Annotated in this window: 22 protein-coding genes and 1 pseudogene; 10 read left to right on the top strand and 13 right to left on the bottom strand. The window is 59.9% G+C overall.

Annotated elements, in window-relative coordinates; all coding sequences use genetic code 11:
* Positions 1-3 precede the first annotated feature (3 nt).
* The 4 genes from HDG34_RS32665 to HDG34_RS32650 are packed head-to-tail and all read right to left on the bottom strand — an operon-like array spanning position 4 to position 2,379.
* Entirely contained in the window at positions 4-873 is an 870-nt protein-coding gene (locus HDG34_RS32665) for a fumarate hydratase (protein WP_184040191.1), read from the bottom strand.
* Positions 874-902: 29 nt separating this feature from the next.
* Positions 903-1,322 carry a succinate dehydrogenase, cytochrome b556 subunit gene (gene sdhC, locus HDG34_RS32660; protein ID WP_184043516.1) on the bottom strand — a complete coding sequence of 140 codons (420 nt, stop codon included), beginning with the start codon at positions 1,320-1,322 and terminating at the stop codon, positions 903-905.
* A complete protein-coding gene (locus HDG34_RS32655) occupies positions 1,319-1,651 on the bottom strand; it encodes a hypothetical protein (RefSeq protein WP_018422881.1) in 333 nt (110 codons plus the stop codon). The genes sdhC and HDG34_RS32655 overlap by 4 nt, the downstream gene beginning before the upstream one ends.
* On the bottom strand, positions 1,648-2,379 hold the full coding sequence (locus tag HDG34_RS32650) for a succinate dehydrogenase/fumarate reductase iron-sulfur subunit (protein ID WP_090805017.1): 732 nt from the start codon (positions 2,377-2,379) through the stop codon (positions 1,648-1,650). The genes HDG34_RS32655 and HDG34_RS32650 overlap by 4 nt, the downstream gene beginning before the upstream one ends.
* 348 nt (positions 2,380-2,727) lie before the next feature.
* On the opposite strand from HDG34_RS32650, the gene gcvA reads away from it, so the two are divergent.
* The 7 genes from gcvA to HDG34_RS32615 all read left to right on the top strand — a co-directional run bounded on the left by gcvA (position 2,728) and on the right by HDG34_RS32615 (position 12,280).
* Complete coding sequence (gene gcvA / locus HDG34_RS32645; RefSeq protein WP_184066433.1) at positions 2,728-3,636, top strand: transcriptional regulator GcvA; 909 nt, start codon at positions 2,728-2,730, stop codon at positions 3,634-3,636.
* Between the two features lie 287 nt (positions 3,637-3,923).
* The gene (locus HDG34_RS32640; RefSeq protein WP_184066430.1) at positions 3,924-6,422 is read left to right on the top strand and encodes a CoA transferase; all 2,499 of its coding nucleotides are present in this window, start codon (positions 3,924-3,926) and stop codon (positions 6,420-6,422) included.
* 377 nt (positions 6,423-6,799) lie between these two features.
* On the top strand, positions 6,800-7,891 hold the full coding sequence (locus HDG34_RS32635) for an ABC transporter ATP-binding protein (RefSeq protein WP_018419956.1): 1,092 nt from the start codon (positions 6,800-6,802) through the stop codon (positions 7,889-7,891).
* A 39-nt stretch (positions 7,892-7,930) separates the two neighbouring features.
* The gene (locus tag HDG34_RS32630) at positions 7,931-8,968 is read left to right on the top strand and encodes an ABC transporter substrate-binding protein (protein ID WP_184066428.1); all 1,038 of its coding nucleotides are present in this window, start codon (positions 7,931-7,933) and stop codon (positions 8,966-8,968) included.
* Between the two features lie 52 nt (positions 8,969-9,020).
* Positions 9,021-10,283, top strand: a complete 1,263-nt coding sequence (locus tag HDG34_RS32625; RefSeq protein ID WP_184043502.1) for an ABC transporter permease — start codon at positions 9,021-9,023, stop codon at positions 10,281-10,283.
* Positions 10,284-10,287: 4 nt separating this feature from the next.
* Positions 10,288-11,127 carry an ABC transporter permease gene (locus HDG34_RS32620; protein WP_184043501.1) on the top strand — a complete coding sequence of 280 codons (840 nt, stop codon included), beginning with the start codon at positions 10,288-10,290 and terminating at the stop codon, positions 11,125-11,127.
* Positions 11,128-11,272: 145 nt separating this feature from the next.
* Positions 11,273-12,280: an MDR family oxidoreductase gene (locus HDG34_RS32615; protein ID WP_184066699.1), complete on the top strand. Its 1,008-nt coding sequence runs from the start codon at positions 11,273-11,275 to the stop codon at positions 12,278-12,280.
* Positions 12,281-12,393: 113 nt separating this feature from the next.
* Here the strand turns inward: HDG34_RS32615 and HDG34_RS32610 are convergent, their stop codons facing one another.
* The 5 genes from HDG34_RS32610 to HDG34_RS32590 form a co-directional block, all read right to left on the bottom strand.
* A complete protein-coding gene (locus HDG34_RS32610) occupies positions 12,394-13,905 on the bottom strand; it encodes a CoA-acylating methylmalonate-semialdehyde dehydrogenase (RefSeq protein ID WP_184066426.1) in 1,512 nt (503 codons plus the stop codon).
* 155 nt (positions 13,906-14,060) lie between these two features.
* Entirely contained in the window at positions 14,061-15,218 is a 1,158-nt protein-coding gene (locus tag HDG34_RS32605) for an iron-containing alcohol dehydrogenase (protein ID WP_184066425.1), read from the bottom strand.
* 856 nt (positions 15,219-16,074) lie between these two features.
* Positions 16,075-16,338, bottom strand: a complete 264-nt coding sequence (locus tag HDG34_RS32600; protein ID WP_184066422.1) for a hypothetical protein — start codon at positions 16,336-16,338, stop codon at positions 16,075-16,077.
* Positions 16,339-16,710: 372 nt separating this feature from the next.
* On the bottom strand, positions 16,711-17,955 hold the full coding sequence (locus tag HDG34_RS32595) for an FAD-binding oxidoreductase (RefSeq protein ID WP_184066419.1): 1,245 nt from the start codon (positions 17,953-17,955) through the stop codon (positions 16,711-16,713).
* A 100-nt stretch (positions 17,956-18,055) separates the two neighbouring features.
* On the bottom strand, positions 18,056-18,844 hold the full coding sequence (locus HDG34_RS32590; RefSeq protein WP_184066415.1) for an ABC transporter substrate-binding protein: 789 nt from the start codon (positions 18,842-18,844) through the stop codon (positions 18,056-18,058).
* A 238-nt stretch (positions 18,845-19,082) separates the two neighbouring features.
* On the opposite strand from HDG34_RS32590, the gene HDG34_RS32585 reads away from it, so the two are divergent.
* Positions 19,083-20,174, top strand: a complete 1,092-nt coding sequence (locus HDG34_RS32585; protein WP_311734901.1) for an ornithine cyclodeaminase family protein — start codon at positions 19,083-19,085, stop codon at positions 20,172-20,174.
* A 323-nt stretch (positions 20,175-20,497) separates the two neighbouring features.
* The gene (locus HDG34_RS32580; RefSeq protein ID WP_008923557.1) at positions 20,498-21,142 is read left to right on the top strand and encodes a transcriptional regulator; all 645 of its coding nucleotides are present in this window, start codon (positions 20,498-20,500) and stop codon (positions 21,140-21,142) included.
* A gap of 297 nt (positions 21,143-21,439) precedes the next feature.
* On the opposite strand, the gene HDG34_RS32575 is transcribed toward HDG34_RS32580, so the two are convergent.
* On the bottom strand, positions 21,440-22,423 hold the full coding sequence (locus HDG34_RS32575; protein WP_184066696.1) for a Tim44 domain-containing protein: 984 nt from the start codon (positions 22,421-22,423) through the stop codon (positions 21,440-21,442).
* A gap of 82 nt (positions 22,424-22,505) precedes the next feature.
* Complete coding sequence (locus tag HDG34_RS32570) at positions 22,506-22,997, bottom strand: CBS domain-containing protein (RefSeq protein WP_184066412.1); 492 nt, start codon at positions 22,995-22,997, stop codon at positions 22,506-22,508.
* 147 nt (positions 22,998-23,144) lie between these two features.
* Here HDG34_RS32570 and nhaR point away from each other — a divergent pair, with 147 nt between their 5' ends.
* Positions 23,145-24,041, top strand: coding sequence for a transcriptional activator NhaR (gene nhaR / locus HDG34_RS32565; protein WP_018419936.1), 897 nt, complete (start codon positions 23,145-23,147; stop codon positions 24,039-24,041).
* 676 nt (positions 24,042-24,717) lie between these two features.
* On the opposite strand, the gene HDG34_RS32560 is transcribed toward nhaR, so the two are convergent.
* Together HDG34_RS32560 and HDG34_RS39600 are read right to left on the bottom strand one after the other, a co-directional pair.
* The gene (locus HDG34_RS32560) at positions 24,718-25,068 is read right to left on the bottom strand and encodes an HPF/RaiA family ribosome-associated protein (protein WP_184066411.1); all 351 of its coding nucleotides are present in this window, start codon (positions 25,066-25,068) and stop codon (positions 24,718-24,720) included.
* Between the two features lie 155 nt (positions 25,069-25,223).
* A pseudogene (locus HDG34_RS39600) lies at positions 25,224-25,322 on the bottom strand (LysR family transcriptional regulator); the annotation flags it as partial.
* Between the last annotated feature and the right edge of the window lie 135 nt (positions 25,323-25,457).

Here is a 25,457-nt window from a genome sequence, read left to right as displayed (position 1 = left end):
GTGTCAGTAGCCGTACTCGACGCCCGCCGGCGTCAGCGTGGCGCGCGCGCGGCGGGCCGAATGACACTGCATGTTCACGGCGACCGGATTCATCGTGATATGCGTCGCCGCCAGTTCGAGGTGGACCGCGAACGACGTCGCGTCGCCGCCGAGCCCCTGCGGGCCGACGCCCAGGCGGTTCACCGCGGCCGACAGTTCCTCCTCCAGCGCGGCCGCCGCCGGATCGTCGCAATGCGTACCGAGCGCGCGCGTCGCGGCACGCTTGGCGAGCCACACGCACAGATCCGAGGTGCCGCCGATGCCCACGCCTACAATCGTCGGCGGACACGTCTTGCCGCCCGCATCGACCACGCAGTCGATCACGAAGCGTTTGATCGCGTCGACACCTTCCGCCGGAATCGCCATTTTCAGAAACGAGTTGTTTTCCGAACCGCTGCCCTTCGGAATCATTTCGATCACGAGCGTGTCGGCTGTCGAGTCGAAGTCGATATGGATCGCGGGCATCAGCACGCCGCAAGACGAATGTTCGTTGTTCCGCGTCAACGGATGCACGACCGACGAGCGCAATGGATGCTCGCGCGTGGCCCGTTCGCAGCCGCGCCGGATCGCTGCTTTCAACGCGACGCCGTCGAGCGCGAGGCCCGTGCCGATCGTCACGTTGTAGATCGGCAGCCCGGTGTCCTGGCACAGCAGGTTGTCCTGATCTTCGGCAATCGCGATATTGGTGCGCATTGTGCCCAGCACGCGGCGCGCGGTGTCGTCGGTTTCAGCGCGTTCGAGGCGCGCGATACCGTCCTTGATGTCGGGCGGCAAATGCTTCAGCGCGCGTATGTACAACTGCTTCGCGACCTCTTCGATCTGCTGCATGTCCATTGAGGAATCTCCGTCGGGGGACCGTGCGTTCACAACGTGAGCGACAGCGCAAACGCCAGCCCGATGACCAATGCGCCGCCCGCTGTCGCCGCGATCAGGTTCTTGCGCAAACCGCTCCATGGCCGGTATTCGATGAGCAGAATGCGCACGCCGCCGAACAGATGCGCGGCCAGCAACGTGACGAGGCCCCACTCGGCGAATACGAAGGCGGGTTGCCTCGTCACGGCGAGAAACGACTCGAACGATGCTGCGCCGTGCAAAGCGGTGCCGAGCGCCCAGAAGTGCAGCGGCAGAAAGAAGGCGAGCGCGAGTCCGGACAGACGGTGCACAAGAAAGGCCCACCACGCGGGATGGTTGCGCGCGCGCGAGTCGGCGCGCCGGCCAGGGGTGCGGTGTCGGGCGTGGTTCGTGTCTGTTGCTGGTTTCGCTGCGCGTGCCATGTCGCTCATTGCGGCCCTCCTACCAGCGCGAAGACCGCGCGCAGACCGGCAATCGCCAGCGCAATGCCGACGATCACGCTCGCCACCCCGACGCTGCGCCCGCGCCAGCCGAGCCACTCCTCGGCGATCCTTCTCAAGCCGACAGGCACATGCGCGGACGACGCAAGCACGAACACTGAATAGAACACCGCCCACGCCGTATTGCCGTGCAGACGCGCGATCACGTTCGCCGCGCTCAGCCCGCCATGCACGACGATAATCATGGTGACAAGATGGACGGCCACGCATAAGGTCAGCACCATCGCCGACAGGCGCTGCAACTGCCAGCCGCTCATCATCGCGGTTCTCCTTTCGGCGCATGGCCGCGAAGCCGCTTCAGGCCAGCAATGCTGGCCGTCGGCTGCAGCGACTTGGGACACCGTTCGGTGCACGAGCCGAGCGTATGGCACGAATGACAGCCTGCGTCGTTGGAGACGGCTGCGACGCGGGTTTGCTGCTGGATGTCGCGTACGTCGTTGACGAGCGTCCACGCACGGTTGAGCGCGGCGGGTCCGAGATAGTCGGGGTTCCATGCGACGACGTCGCAGCTCGCATAACAGACGCCGCAGCCAATGCATTCAATCCCCGCGTCGGCCGCCTTGCGTTCGGCGGAGGCGGGATCGACGCAAGCGGCAGGTTCGTTACGCGTGTGCTCGCCCTTGAAATAGCCCTTCGCGTCGCGCCATTTGTCGAAGAAGGCGGTCATATCCGTCGCCAGATCCTTGATGACAGGCAGGTGATTGAGAGGCGCGATTTCGAGCACGTCACCGGCATGCTTCATGACTTTGGTGACGTGCGTGCGGCAGGTCCATCGCGCGCGGCCGTTGACGGTCATTGCGCATGAACCGCACATGCCGACCCGGCACGCAAAGCGATAGGACAGCGTCGCGTCCAGATGGCGCTGGATGTGGATCACCACGTCGAGCACTGTCTGACTTTCCATGCGCGGCACGTCGAAGCGCTGAAAGCTGCCTTCGTCGTTACCGCGCCAGACGTCGACCTTGAGTTGCGGGGGAGTGGTTCGCATCGTGACCGTTGAGGTTCGAATGATTGCGAAGCCAGTCTAAGGGGCGCGCGCCGCCCGTCAAAGCCAAAGATTCTTGTTGCAAGCTCAAGGTTTTTTTATGCTCGCGGGCGTGCGAGTGCCTGTGAGAACGCTCTTGAAACCGCCCCACCAGGCTTGTCATACCAGGCTTGTCATTTCAGAGTGTTCTGAAATTCCGCGCTAACATATGTTCGATTGCCCAATTGAAGTGCGTACGCACTCGTCGACGCCTGGGAACGCCGCCGCGTCCGCGGGTCTGGTGGATCCTGAGTTGCCGCAACACGCAACTAATCCACGAAGTCGGACAGCTTTAGTCAAACGGTCTGCAGAATGAGAAAACGATTACCTCCGCTTAACTGGTTGCGCGCATTTGAATCCTCTGCCCGGCATCTCAGTTTCACCCATGCGGCGACCGAGTTGAGCCTGACCCAGGCGGCGGTAAGCCAACAGGTGAAGGGACTCGAGTCGCAGTTGGGGGCAGTCCTCTTTAAGCGCTTGCCAAGAGGACTCGAGCTCACTGAGGCCGGGCTAGCCTATTTGCCGGTTGTCCACGAGGCCGTAGAGCGACTGGCGGCCGCAACTGAAGAGATCTTCGGGCAAGGTCACGGCAGAGTCCTTACCGTTCGGGTCAGCCTGGTGTTTTTTACCCATTGGCTGGCAATGCGCTTACCCGACTTTCGTGAACGCCACCCCGAGGTCAATCTGCGTATCACCAGCAACATATGGGGGGGCGATTCGAGCGTGACCGACGTCGAAGCCGATATGGAAATCCGCTATGGACATGGAGAATGGACGGGACTCAAGGCCGAGCGGCTGACCTGGGATACGTTGCTGCCGGTCTGCGCCCCATTCTTGCCCTCCGAACAGGCGCCACTGGCTACGCCGAAGGATCTCCGTTACCACGAACTACTCCACGTCCTGGGCTACGAGGAGGGCTGGGGATACTGGTTGAAGAAAGCAGGCGCGGGACAGGTCGACTCTTCGAAGGGAATGCAGTTCGATACCTTGATCTCTGCTTTGAGAATGGCCGAGCTTGGTCAAGGGGTGGCCTTGGCGCGCTCGTCGCTGGTCCAGTCGATGCTGGACACCGGGCAACTGATAGCGCCTTTCGAATCCCGGCTTACGACCAGTGAAGCTTTCTACCTGGTCTATTCTCCGCACAGCATCGTCAACCCTGATGCCGCGGCATTCGTGGCCTGGCTGAGTGCGAAGGCTCAGGAGGGGCGTGCGCGGAACTGATCAGGCAGGTGGACATCGCACGTCCATTTCGCCGGGCTGCCAGTGATCGACTGGTCATTTTCCGGCGCATTCACTCCGCCGGCCTCAGCCATAAATAAAATAGCCCCATCCTCGGTTTTTTTATTGCTTTACCGGCTCCCCGTTGTATCCGACAGTGATCCCCAGTTCGTCGCCAAGGCCCCTCGCCTCGCATTCGAAATGCGGTTGATTGGTGCTGGCGGCGACCCACCACAATGATGACCTGCGTTTCGGAAGATCTGCAGGTCCTGGAGATGAGTCGGTGAGCCATGGGAAAGCATGATCAACTGCCTTTTAGCGGCGTGAAAGTCATCGACTTTGGCCAGTACATCGCCGGCCCGGCCGTGGCGATGATCCTGGCGGATCTCGGCGCCACCGTCATTCACGTCGATCCCCCTGCTGGGCCGCTTTGGGACAGCCCGGCCAATGCCGTACTGAACCGCAACAAGTATTGCTTGCAGCTTGACCTGAAGTCCGCGCAGGGGCTCGAGGCGGCCATGGCATTCATCGCGCGTGCCGATATCGTGATCGAGAACTTCCGGCCGGGCGTCATGACCCGGTTGGGTCTGGACTTCGCCGAGCTGCGTCGTCAAAGGCCCGAGCTCATTACGCTGTCCATCCCTGGCTTCGCCAGCAACGACCAGTTGCGTCGTCACTGGCGCGCCCTCGAGCCGATCATTGCGTCGGCCTCCGGGGTATTCACCGATATGGGTCAGAACCGCGTACTGATGGGGATAAACCCGAGCTTTTCGCCGCTGCCGCTAGCCTCGTCCTACGGCACCATGCTGGCTGTCTCCGCGGTGGCACTCGCTCTGCAAGCGCGGGAGCGCACGGGAGTGGGTGATCAAATCGAGGTGCCTCTGGCCGCGGCGGTGATGGAGGGACTGTCTTACAACTCGATCAAGATCGACGGTTATCCCGAACGCTACAAGACCTTGCGCGAAAAGGAAATTGAGCGGCGGCGGTCGGAAAATCTTCCGATGAACCTCAGCTACGAAGAACTGCAAGAATATCTCGACCCCTTTTACCGCACATACGAGTGCGCGGACGGTCGCAAGTTCTACGCGGTATGCCCGTCACACCGCTCGCACGCCAGGCGTTGCCTTCAGGCGATGGGGTTGTACGAGGAAATGCTATCTGCCGGGCTGCCGACAGTGAGCGACCCCTACCTTCCTATCTCTCAGTGGGAGGGGGACGCCTCGCTCGGTGTCTACCCGTTGCCTGACCATTGGGCCCGGCGCATTTCGGCACGCATGAAGGAGGTGTTCCTGACCAAGACATCGACCGAGTGGGAAAAAATTTTCGGCGAAGGCCGGTTTCCCGGTGCGCCCCACCGATCGACTCAAGAATGGTTGCATGACGAGCACGCCAACGCCGCGGGTCTGGTGGTCGATGTCGACGACCACCAGTACGGCAATATGAAACAGCCCGGCGCGATCGCCTGGCTGGAAGACAGTGCCGACTTGATGCTCTCGCCCGACTCACGCCGCACGGTGAGTCTCGAAGAAGCCCTGGCCATCCTGGATAAGTGCGCGCCCACGGCACTGCCGCCCCCATCTGAACAGCATGTTGGCGGCTGGCTTGACGGTGTGCGTGTCCTCGATCTGACCAATGTCATCGCGGGTCCGCATTCGACCTCCTACCTCGGCCGGTTCGGCGCCGAGGTTATCAAGCTCGACCCCGTAACGCCCAACTATGATCCCTGGAACACAGTGGTCTTTGGCATGTCATCGGGCCGCGGCAAGCAAAGCGTCCTGGTCGACCTGAACCACCCTGACGGACGCGAGGTGTTTAACCAATTGGTTCGTTCGGTTGATGTGATCGTGATGAATGCACCGGATCGTCAACTGGCACCTTTGGGTCTTGACGAAGCCAGTCTCCAGGCCGTCAACCCTGGCGTGATCTTCTGCCAACTGGATTGCTTTGGGGGACCGCGTCGCGGCCCGCGGACCGATTATCTCGGTTACGACGACTTGATCCAGGCCAGCACCGGCATCATGCTGCGCTTCGGCGGCGGCATGGCAACGCCAGAGGAACACGCTCACGTCGGAACCATTGACGTGAATTGCGGGTTCGCTGCAGCGCTCGGCGTTGCCGCCGCGTTATATCGCAAAGCCAGAACCGGCCAGATCAGCCGTGCCCGGACCTCCCTGGCATCGCTCGGCAACCTGGTGCAGATTCCCTTCTGCTACGACTACGCACGCCGGGCCCCGTTCGATGAGCCTTCCGGCCGTAGCGCCCAGGGCTTTGGCAACCTGTCACGCTTCTTTCGCGCCGCGGATGACTGGTTGTATGTGGACGCCAGCGAAAAGGAACTGGACAAGCTAAACGCCGTAGAGGGGCTGACGGGCATCCGTGACGCGGCAGATCCCGCAGCGTTTCTCAGCTCCGCGTTCGCCACGGCCTCCGCCGAAACCTGGCAGACGCGGCTGCAAGCGGCCAATGTGGCGGCAGCCATTCCGGACAATATCGACAACTTGCGCCAACGCTACAGCCGCCCTGCAGACAATCGTCCGGGTATCGATAACGCCAGCTATTCATTCAGTGTGTATGCCGAGCATCCGAGTGGACGACGCGTCATCCAACTCGATCCTTTTGCGATTCGCCCTCACGTTGCTCCGATCCGCGCACTGGCGCCAGCAGAAAAGTTTGGTGCCTCGACCCGAGGGGTGCTGCGCAAGATGGGCTACAGCGATACCCAGATTGCGACGTTGATTGCGCGAGGGGCAGTCGGCGAAAGCTGGAGCGAGGAGTACTTGCCCAGCTGAACACGTCACCGTTGCGGGCAAGCCGGAACAAATCGCGACCGCTCCGCTGATGGGTGGGCGCGGCCGATAGCAGCAAGCACCCTAGAAGAAAAAAGGCTGTAGCGAAGGGGTGTTCGAATATTTATAAGATTGGAGACGAAGATGCACGTACGACACCGCAAGCTCCCGGGTACCGAAAACACCCGGCGAGGCGCAGAAATCGTTATCGAGAACCTCAATCGAGCTACGCAGCACATGGCGCGAAAACGCCCATGGCGAGGCACGGGGAAGGAGGTACCCTGTGCGCCTCCCTGTCGCCGCAGCCGATCTGCAGACACAGCACTACCGCCTGCGCTGCCAGGTGCCTTCCGCACCGAAAGACATTGAGGGTAACGATCATGCAAGACCAGGGCAACACATTTGTGAGCTTCCGCAATGTTCGGAAGACATACGACGGAGAAACACTCGTCGTCAAAGACCTGAATCTCGACATCCAGAAGGGGGAGTTTCTCACTTTGCTTGGTCCGTCTGGCTCGGGAAAGACCACCTGTCTCATGATGCTCGCCGGGTTCGAATACCCAACCGATGGCGAAATCTGGCTGGATGGTCAGTTACTTAATCGTATTCCGCCGCATAAACGCGACATTGGAATGGTATTTCAGAACTATGCACTCTTTCCACACCTGACCGTCGGACAGAACCTCGAGTATCCCCTCAAGGTTCGCAAGATGCCGCCAGACGAGCGGGCCGCGCGCGTCAAGCGGGCGCTCGAGATGGTCCACATGGAAAAGCTGGGTAAGCGAATGCCAGGTCAGCTCTCAGGCGGTCAGCAACAGCGAGTGGCGCTTGCGCGTGCGTTGGTGTTCAACCCAAAGCTTGTGCTGATGGACGAACCGCTTGGCGCGCTGGACAAACAGCTGCGCGAGCACATGCAGATAGAGCTCAAGGCATTGCACGAATCTCTTGGCCTGACCTTTGTGTACGTCACACACGATCAAGGTGAGGCGCTCACGATGTCTGATCGAGTAGCGGTCTTTGATCAGGGGGTGATCCAACAGCTCGACCAGGTCGACTCGCTCTACGAATCGCCGAGGAATCTGTTTGTAGCCAACTTCATTGGTGACAGTAACCGGGTGGAAGGCACCGTCGTAAGCCGGGATGGTAACTATTGCGAATTGCGCATTGCAGACGGTACGACCGTACGCGCGCTGAATGTTGCCGGGCTCAATGTCGGTAGCCACGCCACAGGGGTGATCCGTCCCGAGCGGCTCTCGATTGGACGGCAATCCGAACAGCAGCGCAATGTCATCAACAGCGAAACGCTTGGGATGATCTACTTCGGCGATCACGTCCGGCTACGCTGCCGCTGCCCCGGAGAAACAGAGTGTTTCGTGAAGGTTCCGCTCGGGCAGGACGGGGCGGCCCATGTCCAACCGGGAAATCGAATCGCGTTGTCGTTTCATGAAGATCATCTAAGAGTTTTCAATTGACCACGCGTAGCGAAATCACCTTGTGCCAAGGAGAACGAAATGAGGTTCTTTAGAAATACGGTCGGCGTGGCTGCCATGATGTGTTGTTCCGCTTTCGCATTGGCCGACGGCCTTACGACGGTCAATTACGGTGGCGCCGTGGGGAACGCCGAGAAGGCTGCCTGGGTTGAACCGTTCTCGAAAGCGAGCGGTATTCCGACGAATGCGATTGAGTACACGGGCGAAATGGCCAAAGTCAAAGCGATGGTCGACGCCAAAGATGTCACGTGGGATGTCGTTGAAGTCGAGTCGGCAGACATCGGACGCGGCTGTCAGGACGGACTCTTCGAGAAGCTCGACTGGTCGAAGATCGCGAAAAAGGGTGATCTGGTGCCTGGATCGGTGACTCCCTGCGCTGCCGGTACATTCGTGTGGTCGACCGTGCTGGCATACAACCCGACGCTGACGAAGGGCACGCCACAGGGCTGGAAGGATTTTTGGGACGTCAAGAGATTTCCTGGCAAGCGTGGCATGAAAAAGGAGGCGCGTTATAACCTCGAATTCGCACTGATGGCAGATGGCGTTCCGGCGAAAGACGTGTACACCGTGCTGGGCACGGAGGCTGGCGTCAATCGGGCGTTCAAGAAGATGGCCGAGCTCAAGCCATACATTCAGTGGTGGGAGGCTGGCGCGCAGCCGCCCCAGTTCCTGGTCGCCGGTGATGTTTCGATGTCCACCGCGTATAACGGCCGCATCGATGCCGCAATGCGGGCGGGGAACAAGAACCTGGGTATTTCGTGGTACCAAAGCATCTATGAGCTGGACTATTTTGTAATTCCGAAGGGCTCGAAAAATAAGGACGCAGCCGAGAAGTACCTTGCCTACGTGCTCGAACCGCAGTCCCAAGCTGCGTTCGCGCAGCACATTCCGTACGGGCCAACCAACAAGGGCGCCTTAAAGTTGCTTGATGCAACCACTCTTGCAAACCTGCCTAACTCGCCGAAGAATGGCAAAGATGCTATCCCCAACGACGTAGGGTTCTGGACCGACCATGGTGATGCGCTAGAACAGCGTTTCACCGCGTGGGCAGCGCAATAACGCGAATCGCGTACCCATCGCTCGAACACATGGGTACGCGAAGGAGAGAGACATGAGCGCGGTAACTACTCAGCAGCAGGATTGGCATTTGCGTGAGCTCAAGCGATCGCTTAGGAACGTGAATTTACGTAAACAGATGGCGGCGCTGGCGCTGGTCGCTCCTCTTGCTATTTTCATTTTTCTGGTATTCGTGATGCCCGTTGCATCCATGATTTCGCGGTCGATTCAGAGTCCGGAAGTCGTTGACGCGTTACCAGACACGACGGCGGCGCTGCGAAACTGGGATCGGAAATCGGCAGTTCCGGATGACGCTTTTCGCGGGCTGATGCTGGATATCGAGCGCAACGGCGGGAACAACAGTTCGGGTACCGCTGCCGGTCGACTGAACGGGCAGAAGGAGGGTTTCCGTTCGCTGTTTTACAAGACTTCCAGCGCACTTCCGTTCGGCGACGATGATTCAGCGCTGCCTGCGCACGAGGTGCGACAAAAGCTGATCGAAATCGACCGGCGTTGGGAAGATCCCGGTTACTGGCAGGTAATCGCTAAAGATTCATCCCGATACACAAGCCAGTATCTCCTCGCGACGATGGACTACCGTCGCAATTCTGCTGGTGACATCGTTCCGGTTGATCCAGGCGCCTCGGCATATCGGGAGGTATTCATGCGAACGTTCGTGATTAGCGGCCTGGTAACGCTCGCCGCGCTGCTCCTCGGCTACCCCCTGGCATACTGGATCTCCAGTCTGCCGGCGGGTAAGGCAAATCTGCTGATGATCCTGGTGCTCCTTCCCTTCTGGACTTCGATCCTCGTGCGGATCTCCGCCTGGATTGTCATCCTTCAAGGATCGGGCCTCGTCAACAAGGCGTTGCTGTCGCTGGACCTGATATCGTCTCCATTGACACTGCTGTTCAACCGGACGGGGGTGCTGATCTCGATGACTCATATCCTCCTGCCGTTCATGATTCTGCCGCTGTACAGCGTCATGAAATCAGTGCCAGCCAGCTATACGAAGGCAGCGATCTCGCTGGGTAGTCACCCGTTCGGCGCGTTCTGGAAGGTCTACTTTCCGCAAACGCTGCCAGGAGTCGGCGCCGGCGGACTGCTGGTATTCATCACGGCTTTGGGCTACTACATTACTCCGGCATTGCTGGGCGGAGCCGGCGACCAGATGGTGAGCTACTACATCGCCTATTTCACGAATGTGGCCTTGAACTGGGGCATGGCGTGCGCACTGGGAGCGGTTCTGCTTCTCGTGACGTTGATACTCTTCGGTGTTTATCGAAAGATCGTCGGCAACGAACTGAAGGTAGGTTAGGACCATGAAAACGACCGTATTGCGTTTTGCACCTTATACATCGGCTCCCGAGATCGCGTGGCACTACTTTTTGCGATCGACCAATGTCATGATCCTGCTTTTTCTGGTCTTGCCGATACTGGTGATCATCCCGCTTTCTTTCACGGACAATACATTCCTGGTCTATCCGATACACAAGTTCTCGTTCAAGTGGTACCACAATCTGTTTACGTCCATTGACTGGCTTCGTGCCGGAAAAAACAGCTTCATCGTAACCCCGCTTGCCACGATCCTGGCCACTGTCCTCGGGACGTTGGCCGCGTTGGGCCTCAACAAGGCGACGTTCAAAGGCAAGGGCGCGCTGATCGGCATTTTGATCTCGCCGATGATCGTGCCGGTGATCGTCACTGCCGTCGGGATGTATCTGTTCTTTGCGAAGTGGGGCTTAGCCGGGTCGTACCTTGGTCTGATTTTGGGTCATACCGCTATCGCTGCTCCATTCGTGGTGGTCACTGTCAACGCCACCCTTGCCGGGTTCAACCAGAATTACGTGCGCGCGAGCCTGAGCCTCGGTGCGTCGCCCGTCAGGACGTTCTTCTCCGTCACCCTGCCGATCATTGCGCCGGGCGTTATTTCTGGAGCCCTGTTTGCATTCGCCACGTCGCTCGATGATGTCGTCATCACGATGTTCATCGCGGGTCCGACACAAGGTACATTGCCGTTGCAGATGTTCATCGGCCTCCGGGAAAACATTACGCCGACGATTGCTGCCCTTGCGACAATTCTGATTGTATTTTCGAGCCTGCTTCTGGTGACGATGGAGTGGCTGAGGTCCAGAAGCGCGGCGCGACAGATAGCGACGTGACATTGCTTGCCGCGGCACCTGTCGCCTTATGCCCGTGGAAGCCGTCAGGCATGGCGCAGTGGTACATCCTTGAATGGTTTATGTTGTCCGGATGTATCACTTCGCCATGCCTGACCGCCTGCGTTTACCGTCAAAGAGGTCAAGCATGGCTTTTTCAGCCCTTTATCTGCAGCAGAATGACAGCGGTTTTTCGGCCGGGGTTACCAGCCTCGATGACCGAACCCTCGACGAGCATCCCCTCGCAGCCGGCGAAGTGCTCATTCGTATCGCGCACTCGACGCTTAACTACAAGGACGCGCTAGCGGTCACGAACCGCGGTCCGGTCGTACGCGCCTGGCCAATGGTCGCGGGTATCGATGGCGCCGGCGAGGTGGTGACATCAACAGATTCTCGCTGGAAAGCGGGAGATATTGTCCTCGTCAACGGATGGGGCCTCGGCGAAACACACTGGGGGTGCCTCGCAGAGAAAGCCCGCCTGAAGGCCGACTGGCTGATTGCGGTACCGCAGGGACTATCAACGGCCGAAAGCATGGCAATCGGGACGGCCGGTTACACGGCGATGCTATCCTGCCTTGCGCTGGAACAGGCCGGTGTCAAGCCGGCCGACGGTGAAGTCCTCGTGACCGGCGCGAGCGGCGGTGTGGGCAGCGTGGCAATCTCGCTATTGAGCAGTTGGGGATTTACGGTCGTGGCATCGACGGGCAAGCCGGAGCAGGCGCATTTTCTGAAGCGTATCGGCGCCGCCGATGTGGTCGATCGGGACTCGCTGTCGGCAGCCGGCAAGCCGTTGCAGAAAGAGCGCTGGGCGGCGGTGGTGGATTCTGTCGGCTCGCATACGCTTGCCAACGCATGCGCACAGACGAAATATGGCGGCGCCGTAACGGCATGTGGTCTCGCGCAAGGCATGGAGTTCCCGGCGAACGTTGCGCCTTTCATTCTGCGCGGTATAAAACTGTTGGGCATCGACTCGGTTATGTGTCCGATCGCTCATCGTCAGATAGCGTGGAATCGGCTCGCTGCGGATCTGGATCGAGCAAAGCTCGCCGAACTCACGCACCGGATAGCGTTGCACGACGTGCCGGAGGCAGCCGTGCAAATGATGGATGGAAAGCTGAGCGGTCGCACGGTTGTCGACATTTGCCGCAGCGCATGATGTCGGGCGCTTCCGTTCGGATTTGAAGGTCTGCGACTTCAGGACCGGTAGTGTGCTCTCCCGTGCCGGGATGTGGCAGCACGGGAGCTGTAGCGGGTTTTGCAGTGGAAAGACTACCTCGCCGTCGGCATCGCGAATTCGGCACCTTGCTCGATACTCTCCGGCCAGCGTTGCATGATTGACTTCTGACGCGTATAGAACCGGACGCCTTCTTCGCCATACGCGTGCGTGTCACCGAACAAGCTACGCTTCCAGCCGCCAAATCCGTGCCACGCCATCGGTACCGGAATCGGTACGTTGATGCCAACCATTCCAACCTCAATTCTCCGGCCAAACTCGCGCGCGATGTGTCCATCGCGAGTGTAACAGGCGACGCCATTGCCGAATTCGTGCGCGTTGACCAGGTCGACGGCCTCTGTAAAGTCCTTCGCACGGACGCAGGACAGCACCGGTCCGAAGATTTCCTCTTGATAGATTCGCATCTCGGGCGTGACGTGGTCGAACAACGTGGCACCGGTAAAAAAGCCTTCCTCGTGCCCCGGAACTTTGAGGCCACGTCCATCGACAACCAGCGACGCGCCTTCTTCGACGCCAATCGCGATGTAGTTTTCAATGCGTTCCAGCGCCTGACGTGTGACGATCGGCCCCATCTCGGCGTCGGGCTCCGTGCCGTTCTTTACTATTACGGAGCGTGCTCGATCAGCGAGCCGCGGAATCAGCTTGTCCGCAACGTCGCCTACGAGGACTGCGACCGAGATCGCCATGCACCGTTCACCCGCGGAGCCGTAGCCTGCGCCGACCAAAGCGTCGACGGCTTGATCAATGTCAGCGTCGGGCATCACAACCATGTGATTCTTCGCTCCGCCAAGCGCCTGGATCCGTTTTCCGTGCTTTGCTCCCGTCTCGTAGATGTAGTTGGCAATCGGCGTCGAACCGACGAAACTGATCGCTTTTACGTCAGGATGTTCGAGCAGAGCATCCACGACTATCTTGTCCCCTTGCACGACGTTGAACACTCCGTCAGGCAACCCGGCTTCCTGCAGCAAGCGGGCCATGTAGAGCGACGCTGAGGGATCACGCTCGCTGGGCTTCAGAATGAACGCATTGCCCGCGGCAATCGCGATCGGAAACATCCAGCAAGGAACCATGCACGGAAAGTTGAAAGGCGTGATTCCCGCGACAACGCCGAGTGGTTGGCGGGTCGTCCAGTTGTCGATGTCGGTCGACACCTGTTCCGTATGGTCACCCTTCAGCAATTGCGGAATGCCGCAGGCAAACTCGATCACATCGATGCCCCGTGCCACTTCGCCTTGCGCATCGCTGAACACTTTTCCGTGCTCGGCGGTCATGATCGCTGCCAGTTCGTCCTTGTGCTGGTTCATCAGTTCGAGAAAGCGGCGCATGACGCGCGCGCGACGGATGGGTGGCGTATTACTCCATCCCTGGAACGCCTGTTTCCCCGACGCTACGGCGGCACTTACGTCGGACGCGTCGCCGAGGTGCAGCATGCGTGCCGGAGAACCGGTCGCGGGGTTGAATATCGGCTGCTTTCGAGTGCCGGTGCCTGGCACGCGGCGACCGTTGATGAAGTGAACCACGTCTGCGTCGTCGTTGAAGGGCTGCATTTCATACTCCTTGCTGGGATCGGAACAGGCTCTAAGGGCCACAAAAATGGGCGATGGGAATCGGGTTCTGCTTCCCGATGCCAAGAGATGTTGTCGCATCTGAATGACCTTCACTTTGATAGCTCAGATGCGGCTTTTTGAAGGGGGGAATTTGCTTACCAGAGACCGCGGTAGAGCTCGACCATTTCCTCGACCGAGGGCACGCGTGGGTTATTGCCAGGCGAGCCGGAGGACAGAGCCTGCTGTGCCATGGTCGGCATTAAGCTGAAGAAGCGCTCGCGGTCGATACCAAATTGTTCGGGCGTCGGCACCTGAAGGTCATCGTTGATCGACCGCAATTCAGCGAGCAACCTGGCGTTGGCGGCCTGCGTACTGTCCTGCCTGTCGGCCACGCCCATCGCACGAGCGCAATCAGCGTAGCGTTCTTCCGCCGCCGGGATCGAGAACGCGGTCACACTAGGCAGCAGCATGGCGTTGGACAGCCCATGGGGAACGTGGAAAAAGGCGCCGATCGGTCGACTCATGCCGTGTACCAGCGCCACGGACGCAGCGGAAAACGCCACACCGGCGAGCGTCGAACCAAGCATCAGGGCTTCGCGGGCGGCTGTATCCTGGCCGGATCGATAGGCTTTACGCAGATTGGGGCCAATCAGGCGCATGGCCGCCAGGGCCTGACTGTCGCTGTACAGGTTGGCTTTCTGGCTGACGTAGGCTTCGATCGCGTGGGTCAGCGCATCAATACCCGTATCGGCGGTGACGCGCGGCGGCAGGCTGAGGGTCAGGTCGTAGTCGACCAAGGCTGCCACGGGCATGAAGCCGATGCCCACACAGAGCATTTTTTCGTCGTTCTGCTGGTCAGTGATGATCGTGAAACGGGTCACTTCCGAGCCGGTTCCCGCAGTGGTGGGCACCGCGATAATGGGCAACCCAACCTCGGTAACAATGCGCGGAAACTTATAGTCGCGCATTTCTCCACCATGCTTGGCAAGAATGCCAATCGCCTTGGCGCTGTCGATCGGACTGCCGCCGCCCAGTGCAATGATACTGTCGTAGTCTCCTGCGCGAGCCTTCTCCACGCCAGCTCGAATCGAGTCAACCGTGGGCTCGGGGACCGTATCAGCGAAAATTTCGGCTGTCATGCCATTGGCGGCGAGATTTTCCTGAATGCGCCCGGCATAGCCCAACTGCACCATCATCTTGTCGGTGATGATCAGAGGTCGACTGCAGCCGAGAGTCGCCAGAACCGTGGGAACTGTCCCGCTGGCGTTGGCGCCGACCTGGAGGATGCGCGGCAAAATCACATGGTTAGACATATCGAATCCAGTATGAATGTCGGTTAAATATAAAAAACAATCCGGGATCTAATCATTAATTGAAGTCTTCATCTCGATGCCTTGTCTTTCTGATAATTTAGATAACCAGACATCGATATCTTTGCTATTGGGAATCGTGAAACTTGCCGGAGCGGTATGGTTTTCGGTGTTCGTTAATTCCCAGTTAGGCATCACCTTTTCGAGAGGTCCCTGCAGGCGTGCATCGCGATGACGCAATAAATCCAGCGTCATTAACAGAGATAGCGGCAAAGTGATATGCCCATGGCCGGGCCGACCGTGCGTTGCCCGAAGTGAATGGCCCTGACTTCGTAAGCCGATAGTTGATTAAGCTTCCACATGACTCATCGTCTCGTCTCCCGGACCCGCAGATTTGCTGCAATGCAGGTCATCATTGTCGTCGGTAGCCGTCAGCACTGATCAATCGCGTTTCGGCTGCAAGCTGCCGTGGCGGCGCGCTGAGGTTACTGTCGGTTAGAACGAGGAGCGGGTAAAGCAATAAAAAAGCCGATGATGGGTCCGCTTTACTTATGGCTATGGCCGTCGGGGCGAGGTGGAAGGCTATTTTTGCCCGTCCCCGCCGAACTGAGCGATCTGAAGAAGCAGTTACATTGATCTCGTCCACGTCATGTGAGCGGTCGCCGCGCGCGAGAGCGACCTACGGCGGGGACATCTGCGCTGATCCGCCCCGCCGCCCTCGATCGATATTACAAGCAGTTCTTCTCCGCTTCGAACACGATGTCGGTCGCGACGTTCGGCTGGTGCGAGCAGAGCGTTCGGCGCTGCAATGGCCGTTGCCAAGCCGGATCTTGAGGCGGGTGCCGCGCCTCACAGCGATCTAGCGCCGCTGTCTCAGCAAGTCGAATTGGCGCTGTTGTCTCAGCGAATTCAGTTCGCGCTGCTGCCTCACCAAATCCAGGTCGCGCTGTTGTTTCAGTAATTGGAGTTGTTCGTTCTGGAGTTCGATCTGTTGCTTCTGCGCTTCCAATTGCGCTCTATAGGCCCCCATGCTTTGGTCAGCCAGCGCTTCCTGCGGGTAAGTCTGCGCGTAGGCGATGGAACAGCCAGCCGTCAATGTCGCAGCAACGATAAGTGCTTTCATGATGCCCCCGGGCGGATGCTCTTTCGAGATATATTAGGCCAGAAAGGTGGGGCATCGGCGGGACCGACGTGGCTGTCGGCGTCGTGCGTGGATCGGTGATTGCGTATGTTGAGCGAGCGGCGTGCGTGGCAACGAGAGGCCGGCATCGACCCATGCCGGACGGTCGTCAGTTATACCGTGGTTGACTGCTGCTGAATGCTCAACAGCCGTTGACAGTACCGGCGGTCACAATGTCTGTCACGGTCCCGATCAGGAAAAGAACGCAAATAGGGAGGAGCATCGGAATCCCAGCATTTGCGCGGCTCCTCGACGTGCACAAAAGTTGATCGTAGTCCACCCAACTAGATCTTTAGGGCCGGGCCGTTCCTGTCGCTAACTACGGAACCGTTCAACGCGAAACGGACGCGCATCCGCACAGGTCGGTGTCCCTGTCATCATCTCCGCCAGCAGTCGCCCGGTCACAGGACCCAGGGTCAAGCCATGGTGGTTGTGACCGAATGCGAACCACAACCCGGGATGGCGCGGCGCGCGCCCTATGACGGGCCGCATGTCGGGTGTGCAAGGACGCAGGCCGAGCCACGGACTCGCGTCGAGTCGCTCACCCAGACCGAAGCTCGGCCGGGCGGTGCGCTCCGCGCGGTCGAGCTGGATGCCCGTGGGCCTGGCGTCGCGCCGTGCGATCTCGACCCCCGTGGTCAGCCGCAAGCGCCCTTCCATCGGCGCTACCACGTAGCCCTGCTCCGCGTCGACGAACGGCATCGACAGCATCTGCCGGGTGGGACGGTAGTGCATGTGATAACCGCGCTTCGCGCGCAAAGGAATGCGGTAGCCAAGCGGCGCGAAAACGCGGTCAGACCATGAACCGAGCGCCACCACGACTTCTTTTGCGCTGATCCTGCCCGATGACGTCTGAACCGTCCAGGCCCCCGCTTGCGCCGTTAGCGTGGTGGCGTCGCCGGTGAACACCGTCCCGCCGCCTGCTTCGAAAAGATCTGCATAACCTTTGGTCAGTGCCCCGGGATTGACGATGCTCTTCGGGTCCTGCCAATGCAACGCGCCACAAAAGCCGTCCGCGAGGCCCGGCTCGCGCGCGGCCAGCGCCGCCGAATCCAGCACCACGACCCGCAAGCCATAGGTCTTGGCAGTCATCGCGGCGGCCGCCGCCTGCCGCGAAAATTCCGCTGGGGTGCGATAGGTGTCGATCCAGCCGCTGTCGCGAACGAGATGGCCGAGTTGCGCGCGCTCGATAAGCCGATCATGTTCCGCAACGCTTTGCTGGATCAACGGCAACATGTCGCGCGCGGCGGCCATCAATCGCTCGGGGGACGATTCCCACCAGAAGCGCGCCAGCCAGCTCGCAAAGTGCGGCAACGCCCGATAGTCCCAGTACAGGTCGGTCGAACGATTCTTTGCATAGCGCAGCAACGTGCCGAAATCGCGCGGGAAACCGTAGGGAACGACCGCAGAGCTTTCAATCAGCCCCGCGTTGCCGAAGCTGGTCTCTTCGCCGGGAGCGCGCCGGTCCACCAGTGCCACCCGGCGGCATCGATCCTGCAACTGCAGCGCGGACGACACGCCGACGATCCCGGCACCCAGCACTATCACATCGAAATCCATAAGCTCGCTTCGCTCTTCTTTCCGTCGGGACTGGACGCCGGACTGCCGCGTTCTGCGCAGCAAGCCGGTGCGAAACCTCTGGCGCCGGCTCGTGGATCCGTTACTTCGCGATGATGTCGCGGTTGAAATACTTCTGCGAAAGACTGCTCAACGTGCCGTCTTTCTTCAGCGCGTCGAGCGCGGCATCGACTTTCGCGACCAGCGCCTTGTCGGTCTTGCGCAAGCCCCAGCCGGTGCCCTCGCCGAGCGTTGCCGGATCGCTCAGCGGCTTGCCGACGATCGCATACTCGTGGCCCGCGGGCTTGCCGAGGAAACCGTCCTCAGCAGTTTGCGCTTCCTGAACGGCAGCGTCGAGGCGCCCACCAATCAGGTCGGCGTAGACCTGATCCTGGTCCTGGTACGAGACGACCGTTACGCCGGCATTCGCCCAGTGAGCTTTGAGGAAATCCTCCTGCGACGACCCCTGCAACACGCCCACCCGTTTGCCCTGCAGACTTTTCACGTCGGGCAACAGGCCGGAGCCACGTCGGGCCACCATCACGATCGGCACGATATAGATCGGCTTCGTGAATTCAATCGATTGCTTGCGCTTGTCCGTGATGTTCATCGCGGAATTGATCACGTCGAATTTGCGGGCTTCCAACGCGGGAATCAGTCCATCGAACGCATTTTCGACCCACACGCACTTCACGCCCAGCTTCGTGCAGACCGCATTGCCGACGTCGACGTCGAAGCCCTGCAACTGCCCGCTCGGCGACTTGCTTTCGAACGGCGGGTAGGCTGCCTCGATGCCGAAGCGCAAGGTGTCCTGAGCCTGCGCGCCGACGGTCCCGAGCGAGCCCACCAACGCAGCAGCGACGAAAAGTGAAAGTTGAAGCTTCCGAAACATAAGAGGTTCCCTGTGTGTTTGGGCGACGACAATTGAAGGCATGCGCGACGGTTGACCGACCCGCTCCGAAACATCGCATGAGGCGGCTGACGCGCCGGGCTCACTCCTGCTCTGGATTGACAGTCTATTCTGGACAGATAGAAAAGCAAGCCATTTTCAAAATGAATGTCCAGACTGGACATTTTTGCTTAGAATCGCCTCACCGCCGAACCCCGGCAACGTTTTGGAGCGCAGTTCAATGAGCCAGTCAGAAAACGCATTGCCCCTGATCGTCGACCAGCAAGGCGTTCGCGAGGCACTACCTCACCTCGACGTGCGCAGCGTGTTGGCGCAGATGTTTCGCGCGCTGGGAAGCCACATGGCGGCGCAACCGCCACAGACGCTGACTCTTTTTCCGGAGGGCGCAGGCGACTTCATCACATATCTGGGCGTGATGGCGGACGCGAAGGTGTTCGGCGCGAAGCTGTCGCCATACATCGTCACGCAGGCGAAGCCGATCATTACCGCGTGGACGGCATTGATGTCGATGGAAACGGGACAACCGCTGATGTGGTGTGATTCAGGTCTGCTGACGATCGAGCGCACCGCCGGGGCGACCGCACTCGCGGTAGAGCAACTCGCCGCTGATCATGCGAGCCGGCTCGCGATTGTCGGCGCGGGTGCGGTGGGACAGGCTCATTTGCGCCATCTGGCGTCGGTGCGGCCGTGGCAATCGATTCGGGTGTTTTCGCCCGGACTTGCGAACGACACCGAAAAACGTGCGCAGCTCGCGGCGCTCGATGAAAGAGTCTCCATCTGCACAAGGATCGAAGACTGTGTCGCCGACGCCGACGTCGTTGCGCTGTGTACCTCGTCGGGCACCCCGGTGCTGCACGAAAACATGCTCGGCAAGCCAGCGCTCATCACGTCTATCAGCACCAACGTGGCGAACGCTCACGAGATTCCGCCCGCATGGCTTGCCGACATGGACGTCTATTGCGACTACCGCCGTACCACCCCAGCCAGTGCGGGCGAGATGAAGCTGGCTTCGGAACACCATGGCTGGCGCCCCGAAGCCGTGCTGGGCGATCTCGCTGAACTCATGTGCGGCGAAGCGATCAAGCCATCCTATCGAAAAAAGCATACGTTTTTTCGCTCGATCGGGCTGGGTCTTGAAGACGTGGCGATTGCCTATGAACTGTTCAAATATCTGACTGCTCGAGCGGGCATGGAAGTGATCGCCACGATCTTGCCGAAGCGCCAGATCGCGCCAAGTCGCCGGAGCAATGGCAAAGGCTGTTCGCCGACATGCTGGTCCGGTCCACGGCGACCAGTCCGTCGCAAGCACTGAAGCTGGAACTCGCGAAGCTGGCGATCCAACATGACATCGTGCTCGACCCCCGGTGTTTTTATCGCACGGGCGCACCTTCATCTCGCGACACCGGGCCAGCGTATCGCGATGATCGCCGGCAATGCCGTACTTCCCGAACGCATTGACGGAAAACTGCTGCATGACTCATCCAAGCCGGCCGATTCAGTCGCTTCGCCTCCGGGCCGTCGTGCTATCGAGCAGAAGTACCGTATCGCTCATGGCAAAATGCGGGACATTTTCGGACCTGCAATACCGCCCGCCCACCCGAGTGGACTTTCAGAAACCTGCAAGCACCCATCCCTATGCGAAAGCCCAAGACAACGGCCGCACGTCGGCTACTTCTGGATCGCTACAGCCGTGTCGCCGATGGCATTGCGCTGCTGTTTTTCCCGTACGTCGAAATCGTCATTCATGACCTGCAAAGTCAAACGATCGCCTATATCGCCAATAATCTGTCGAAGCGCGAACTCGGCGACGACTCCGCGCTGGAAGAGATCGACCATTCCGCGGAGTCCGGTACGGTCGGGCCGTATGAGAAAATCAATTGGGATGGGAGGCGGATGCGGTGCGTCAGCACGGTGTTGTTCGACGATGCCGGTAGCGCTGTCGGCGTGATGTGCGTGAACTACAACATCGCCGTGTTCGAAGACATCAAACATGTGATCGATCGTGTGATCTCCGGCGCCGGCGTGGTTAAGCAGCCCGAAGAGCTGTTCAAGGACGACTGGCAGGAACGCATCAACACGTTCCTTCACACGTGGCTCCAGGAACGTCAGTTGGCGCTGAATTCGCTGACTCGCGACCATCGTCGCGAGATCGTCGAAGCGCTGTGGGCCGAAGGGGCGTTCAAGGGGAAGAGCGCTGCCAACTACGTCGCGAATGTGTTGGGGATGGGACGTGCCACTGTCTATCAGCATATTAGAGATTTGCGAGGCACGGCGACCTGATACGGGACAAACAACACCGACATGCACACGATGGAAAGGTTGACCAAGTCCATCCCCGAGTGGCCGCTACAGAATTGTAGGCGACCGTCAAATGTCCGCACCGAGCCGCAGAGGACGGTCCGCAATTGGCCGACTATCGCCTCATGCGCCCAGCGTTTGCCACTCCGCAAGTGGCGCTCGACTTTCTCACGCACGGTCGCTGGCGAAAGGTTGGTCTCAGGTTGGTCTCAGGTAGTTCCGCGGCGCGCAGCACCCTCACGAATAACCGGCAGCAGGCCGCTGCCGGTTTCAACGCTCTCATCCGTCAATTTGCTGAATGCCGGCCAGTCGCCACGCCTGGTTGCCACGTGCGTCGCTGACCATGTTCCAGACTTCCTGGAACGGCTGGGCAGTCGGCGCATCGTCTTCCCGCATTTGACCGTAAAAGCGAACGCTAACCAGCGTTTCATCCGCATTGCGTTCTGTGCCAAGCACTTCCGCGTCAAGTTGCGTGACTTCCGTATGACTCACCTGGCGACCCCGAGCTTCGAGGTCCCGCTTGATTTGCGCGAACATCTCCGGCGTCGTCAATTCGAACAGGTCACCCTGCTCGTTCCGGTCCCATGCACCTTGAAGGCGCATGAACAAGGTCTTTGCCGATACAAGAAACGCCGCCTGATCTTGCTCGAGTGGTAGTCCCGTTGTCCTCTCCGTGTCCGCTGCTCCCGTCGAACCCATCGCCGCGTTCGGCCAGCCCCGCAAGTTCGCTTCAGGCCGCGCTTGCGGGATCTGATTCAGAAACCGTGAGCCGTTCGTTTGCTGGCGGTTCACGGGACCGTGTCCATAGGCAAGATCCGGACGACGCCGGTTGGCGATAAAGCGGAATAGCATCACGCCGGCGAAAATCACCGCCCCGATCAGCAACGCATTCGACAGCATCTGCGCCAGCCCTTCGCCCAGGCCAAACGACGACAGTAATGCTGCAATCCCAAGGCCCGCAGCGAGACCAGCCAGCGGGCCCATCCAGCGGTTACCCGCTGCCGCAGCAGGCGCCTGCGCGGCCTGTTGTGCCGGCTGTGCCGGCTGTGCCTGTTGTGCCTGTTGGCTTTGCTGCGCTTGTCCAGACGGCGACGCCGTCTGCGACTGCCGCCCGATGCTTTGACTCCCGCCTACGCGCTTCGCCTCGGCGTCGTTCGACGCCACGGCGCCCAGCGCCAGCAGTCCCGCCAGACCCAGCACGGCCGTCCCGCGCGTGACTGCACCGGCAGCAAGTCGTAATTTGTTGATGATTTGCGTGTACATAAAAACCTCTTTCGATGAGTCGCGAAACTGCCCGCAACGCGCTCCATTTGCGCGCGCAAATACATTACGAACAGTAATATTTTTAGCTACGCAAGCTCGCCGCTGGTTGTGCCTTCGATCCATCAAAAGCGGCGTGAAAACCGTTGCCGTGGATGTAGTGCTCCAGTTGCCGGATGGTGTGTTCCTGCTCGGAAATCAGGTTCTTGATCAGGTCGCCGATCGACACCATTCCTGTCACCTGCCCTGCCCTGATCACAGGCAGATGGCGAATCCGATGTTCTGTCATGATCGCCATGCACTCGTCCGTCGTCTGCTCCGGACTGACATAACGCACCGCCGTCGACATGATGTCGCGCACAGGCGTATTCGTTGACGAGCGTTCCATCAGAACGATCTTCCGGGCGTAATCGCGCTCCGTCACGATGCCGGCTATGCGCCCGTCGTGCGTGGCGATGAGCGCTCCAACCTCCCTGTGAGCCATGATCGATATCGCGTTGCAAACCGAAGCGGATGCCTCGATCGACCACACTGTCCGGGAAGCTTTCGCACGCAGCAATTCTGCAACCGATGCCATATGTCACCTCTGTCAGCTGTCATGAAACGCCCGCCGACGCTTCGGGGCGAGGTTTTAATCTAACTGAGCTCATGCCAACATAAAATTCGTATTTTTATTGTTGATACTTCGAGAAAAACGTATCTTTCCGTAATCGGTGGAGGGTTCGTGAATTTCAAGCATCTCTATTACTTCTGGGTCGCGGCTCGCGCGGGCGGCATCGTGCGCGCGGGCGAGCAGTTGCACATCACGCCGCAAACGCTCAGTGGCCAGATCAAGCTTCTCGAAGAGGCGCTGGATAAGAAGCTGTTCAGGAAAACCGGCCGCACGCTCGAACTGACCGATGCGGGGCGCCTCGCGCTCGACTACGCCGACGAGATATTTTCGTTAGGTTCGGAACTCGAAAGCGCTGTGCGGCGCGAAAGCGAATCCGGTGCGCAAACGCGGTTTCGCGTCGGGATCGCGGATTCGGTCCCCAAGGCGATTGCGTACCGGCTGCTGGAACCCGCGCTGAGCGCGTCGGCGTCGCTGCGCATGATCTGTCACGAAGGCAAACTGCACGCGCTGCTCGCGCAACTGGCCGTGCACCGCCTCGATCTGATCATCGCGGACGCCCCCATTCCCGTCGACGTCAACATCAAGGCGTTCAATCACCGCCTCGGACGTTCGACGCTAAGCTGCTTCGGAACCCAGGCGCTGATTCAAGGCAGCAAAAAACGCTTCCCGATGTCGCTCGACAAGCTGCCTGTGCTACTGCCCGGCACGGAATCCGCCGTGCGGCGCAAGCTGGATCACTGGCTCGCCTCGCACGCCATTTCGCCGCGCATCGTCGGCGAGTTCGACGACGGAGCGATGACCATGGCATTCGGCCGCGAAGGCCGCGGCCTGCTGTTCGCGCCAACCGTGCTCGAAAGCCAGTTGCAGACAGAGCACAACCTGACGATAGTCGGGCAGATCAATTCGATCGTCGAGGAATTTTTTGCAATCTCTATCGAGCGCCACATCAGCCACCCGGCTGTCGCGATGATCATGGACGCGGCGCGTAGCGAACTGTTCAACGTTTAGCGGGGTCGTTTCCGATGTGAACGCGACGTTCGAATGTCCTCGTGAGAGGACGTGCCGGTGGGTGGCGATGGCCGCACCCGGCCGGATGGCCACGCACTCGCATAAGCATCACGAATTGAGCAGCGGCGATAAATGAATAGGCTCCAGCAAAACGGTGGCGTTGGTATCAGGCGGAATGCCGGCAGGCGGAACCCGACTAAGGCGCCGGCGTCGTCCGCGATACGGCTGCGCTGACGATGATCGCAATGCGATAGTTCCATTGGGCCGATCGCGCCTTGCGAGCCGAGAAATGGAACCGTGCAAAGGTCGCCCATCGACCCTTTATGTCATTCGACAACAGCTCTTGCCACCGTCTCTTCCTGAAGTACTGCGGTCGTTCGTTCACTACTTTACCAACGGATGTTGGTGGAAAGCCGGCAGTACGCTGTTTCGTGGGTATTGACTGCAGTCGCACAATCGATCTCGCCTTTATCGCGGCGACGTCCCGGCAATTCGTCGCCGCGTTCGCCGGTTGCAACCGACTGAGGGGCCCGATATGGCAATGCCAGGAAGCGAATTACCCGGCGGCCGCCAAGCTTCGGTGATAGGCAGCGCCCAGCGGTGCGTTGCTATCCGAGCCTTCCAGAACCAATCGAGCGGCATTGTTTTAGGGGCAGTCCGCTAGGCCTTGTCGCGCCTAGAGGCCGCTACCCCGGTAAACCGCATCGAAATCACGGGGACCCCGAGTCGCAATGCGCGCCTGCTGCCTGCGGATGATCGAACGCGCCGCGCGGGCCAGAGCGAGATCGAGTGCGCCGCGCCAGTCTCTTGCGATCGACGTCACGACGACAGGCGTCGCATCGGGCGTCTGCACCTGCACCTGGCAGCGTTTGTCGAGTCCGCCGCGCGGGCCGTTGATGTCCGACATGCTGACGGTCGCCTTCGAAATCAGCCAGTCCATGCGGCGAAACACGAACCGGATGCGTTGGCGCGCGAAGCTGCGCAGACGGACGGCTTCACGGTCGCGGGACTTGAACAGGACTTGCATGAGACACCTCCTTCGTGGGTACGGCTCAAGAGTACGGTGAGAAGGCGTCGAGGAAAAAGCAGAAATAACGGAAATGCAGCTTCGGAAAAACCGAACCTTCTTTTTCGTGATCACGAACGCGCTCACGCATGCGCCGCACTCAACACCTTTTGCGTCAAAGGAGCAAGAATGGCATGGACGGCCAGCTTCGAAATGCCATCCGTCAAGCCGACCGCGAAGCGCGCGACGGTCCCGCTGGCCGCTTCGCGCACTTTCGTCGTGCAACGCGCGCCCGGCCGCGTCCGCGGCCCTGCACCTGCACCTGCATCAAATGCGCTCGCCAACACGAGCAGGGCACCGCCGGGAACCCTGTCCGCTTACGCGCCGGCACCCGTCTCATCGAAGAATGA

Origin of the sequence: Paraburkholderia sp. HC6.4b, from assembly GCF_014200875.1 — a bacterium.
GTDB lineage: Bacteria > Pseudomonadota > Gammaproteobacteria > Burkholderiales > Burkholderiaceae > Paraburkholderia > Paraburkholderia tuberum.
Note: the sequence above shows the minus strand (reverse complement) of the source record. Positions and strands in the feature narration are given on the sequence as shown.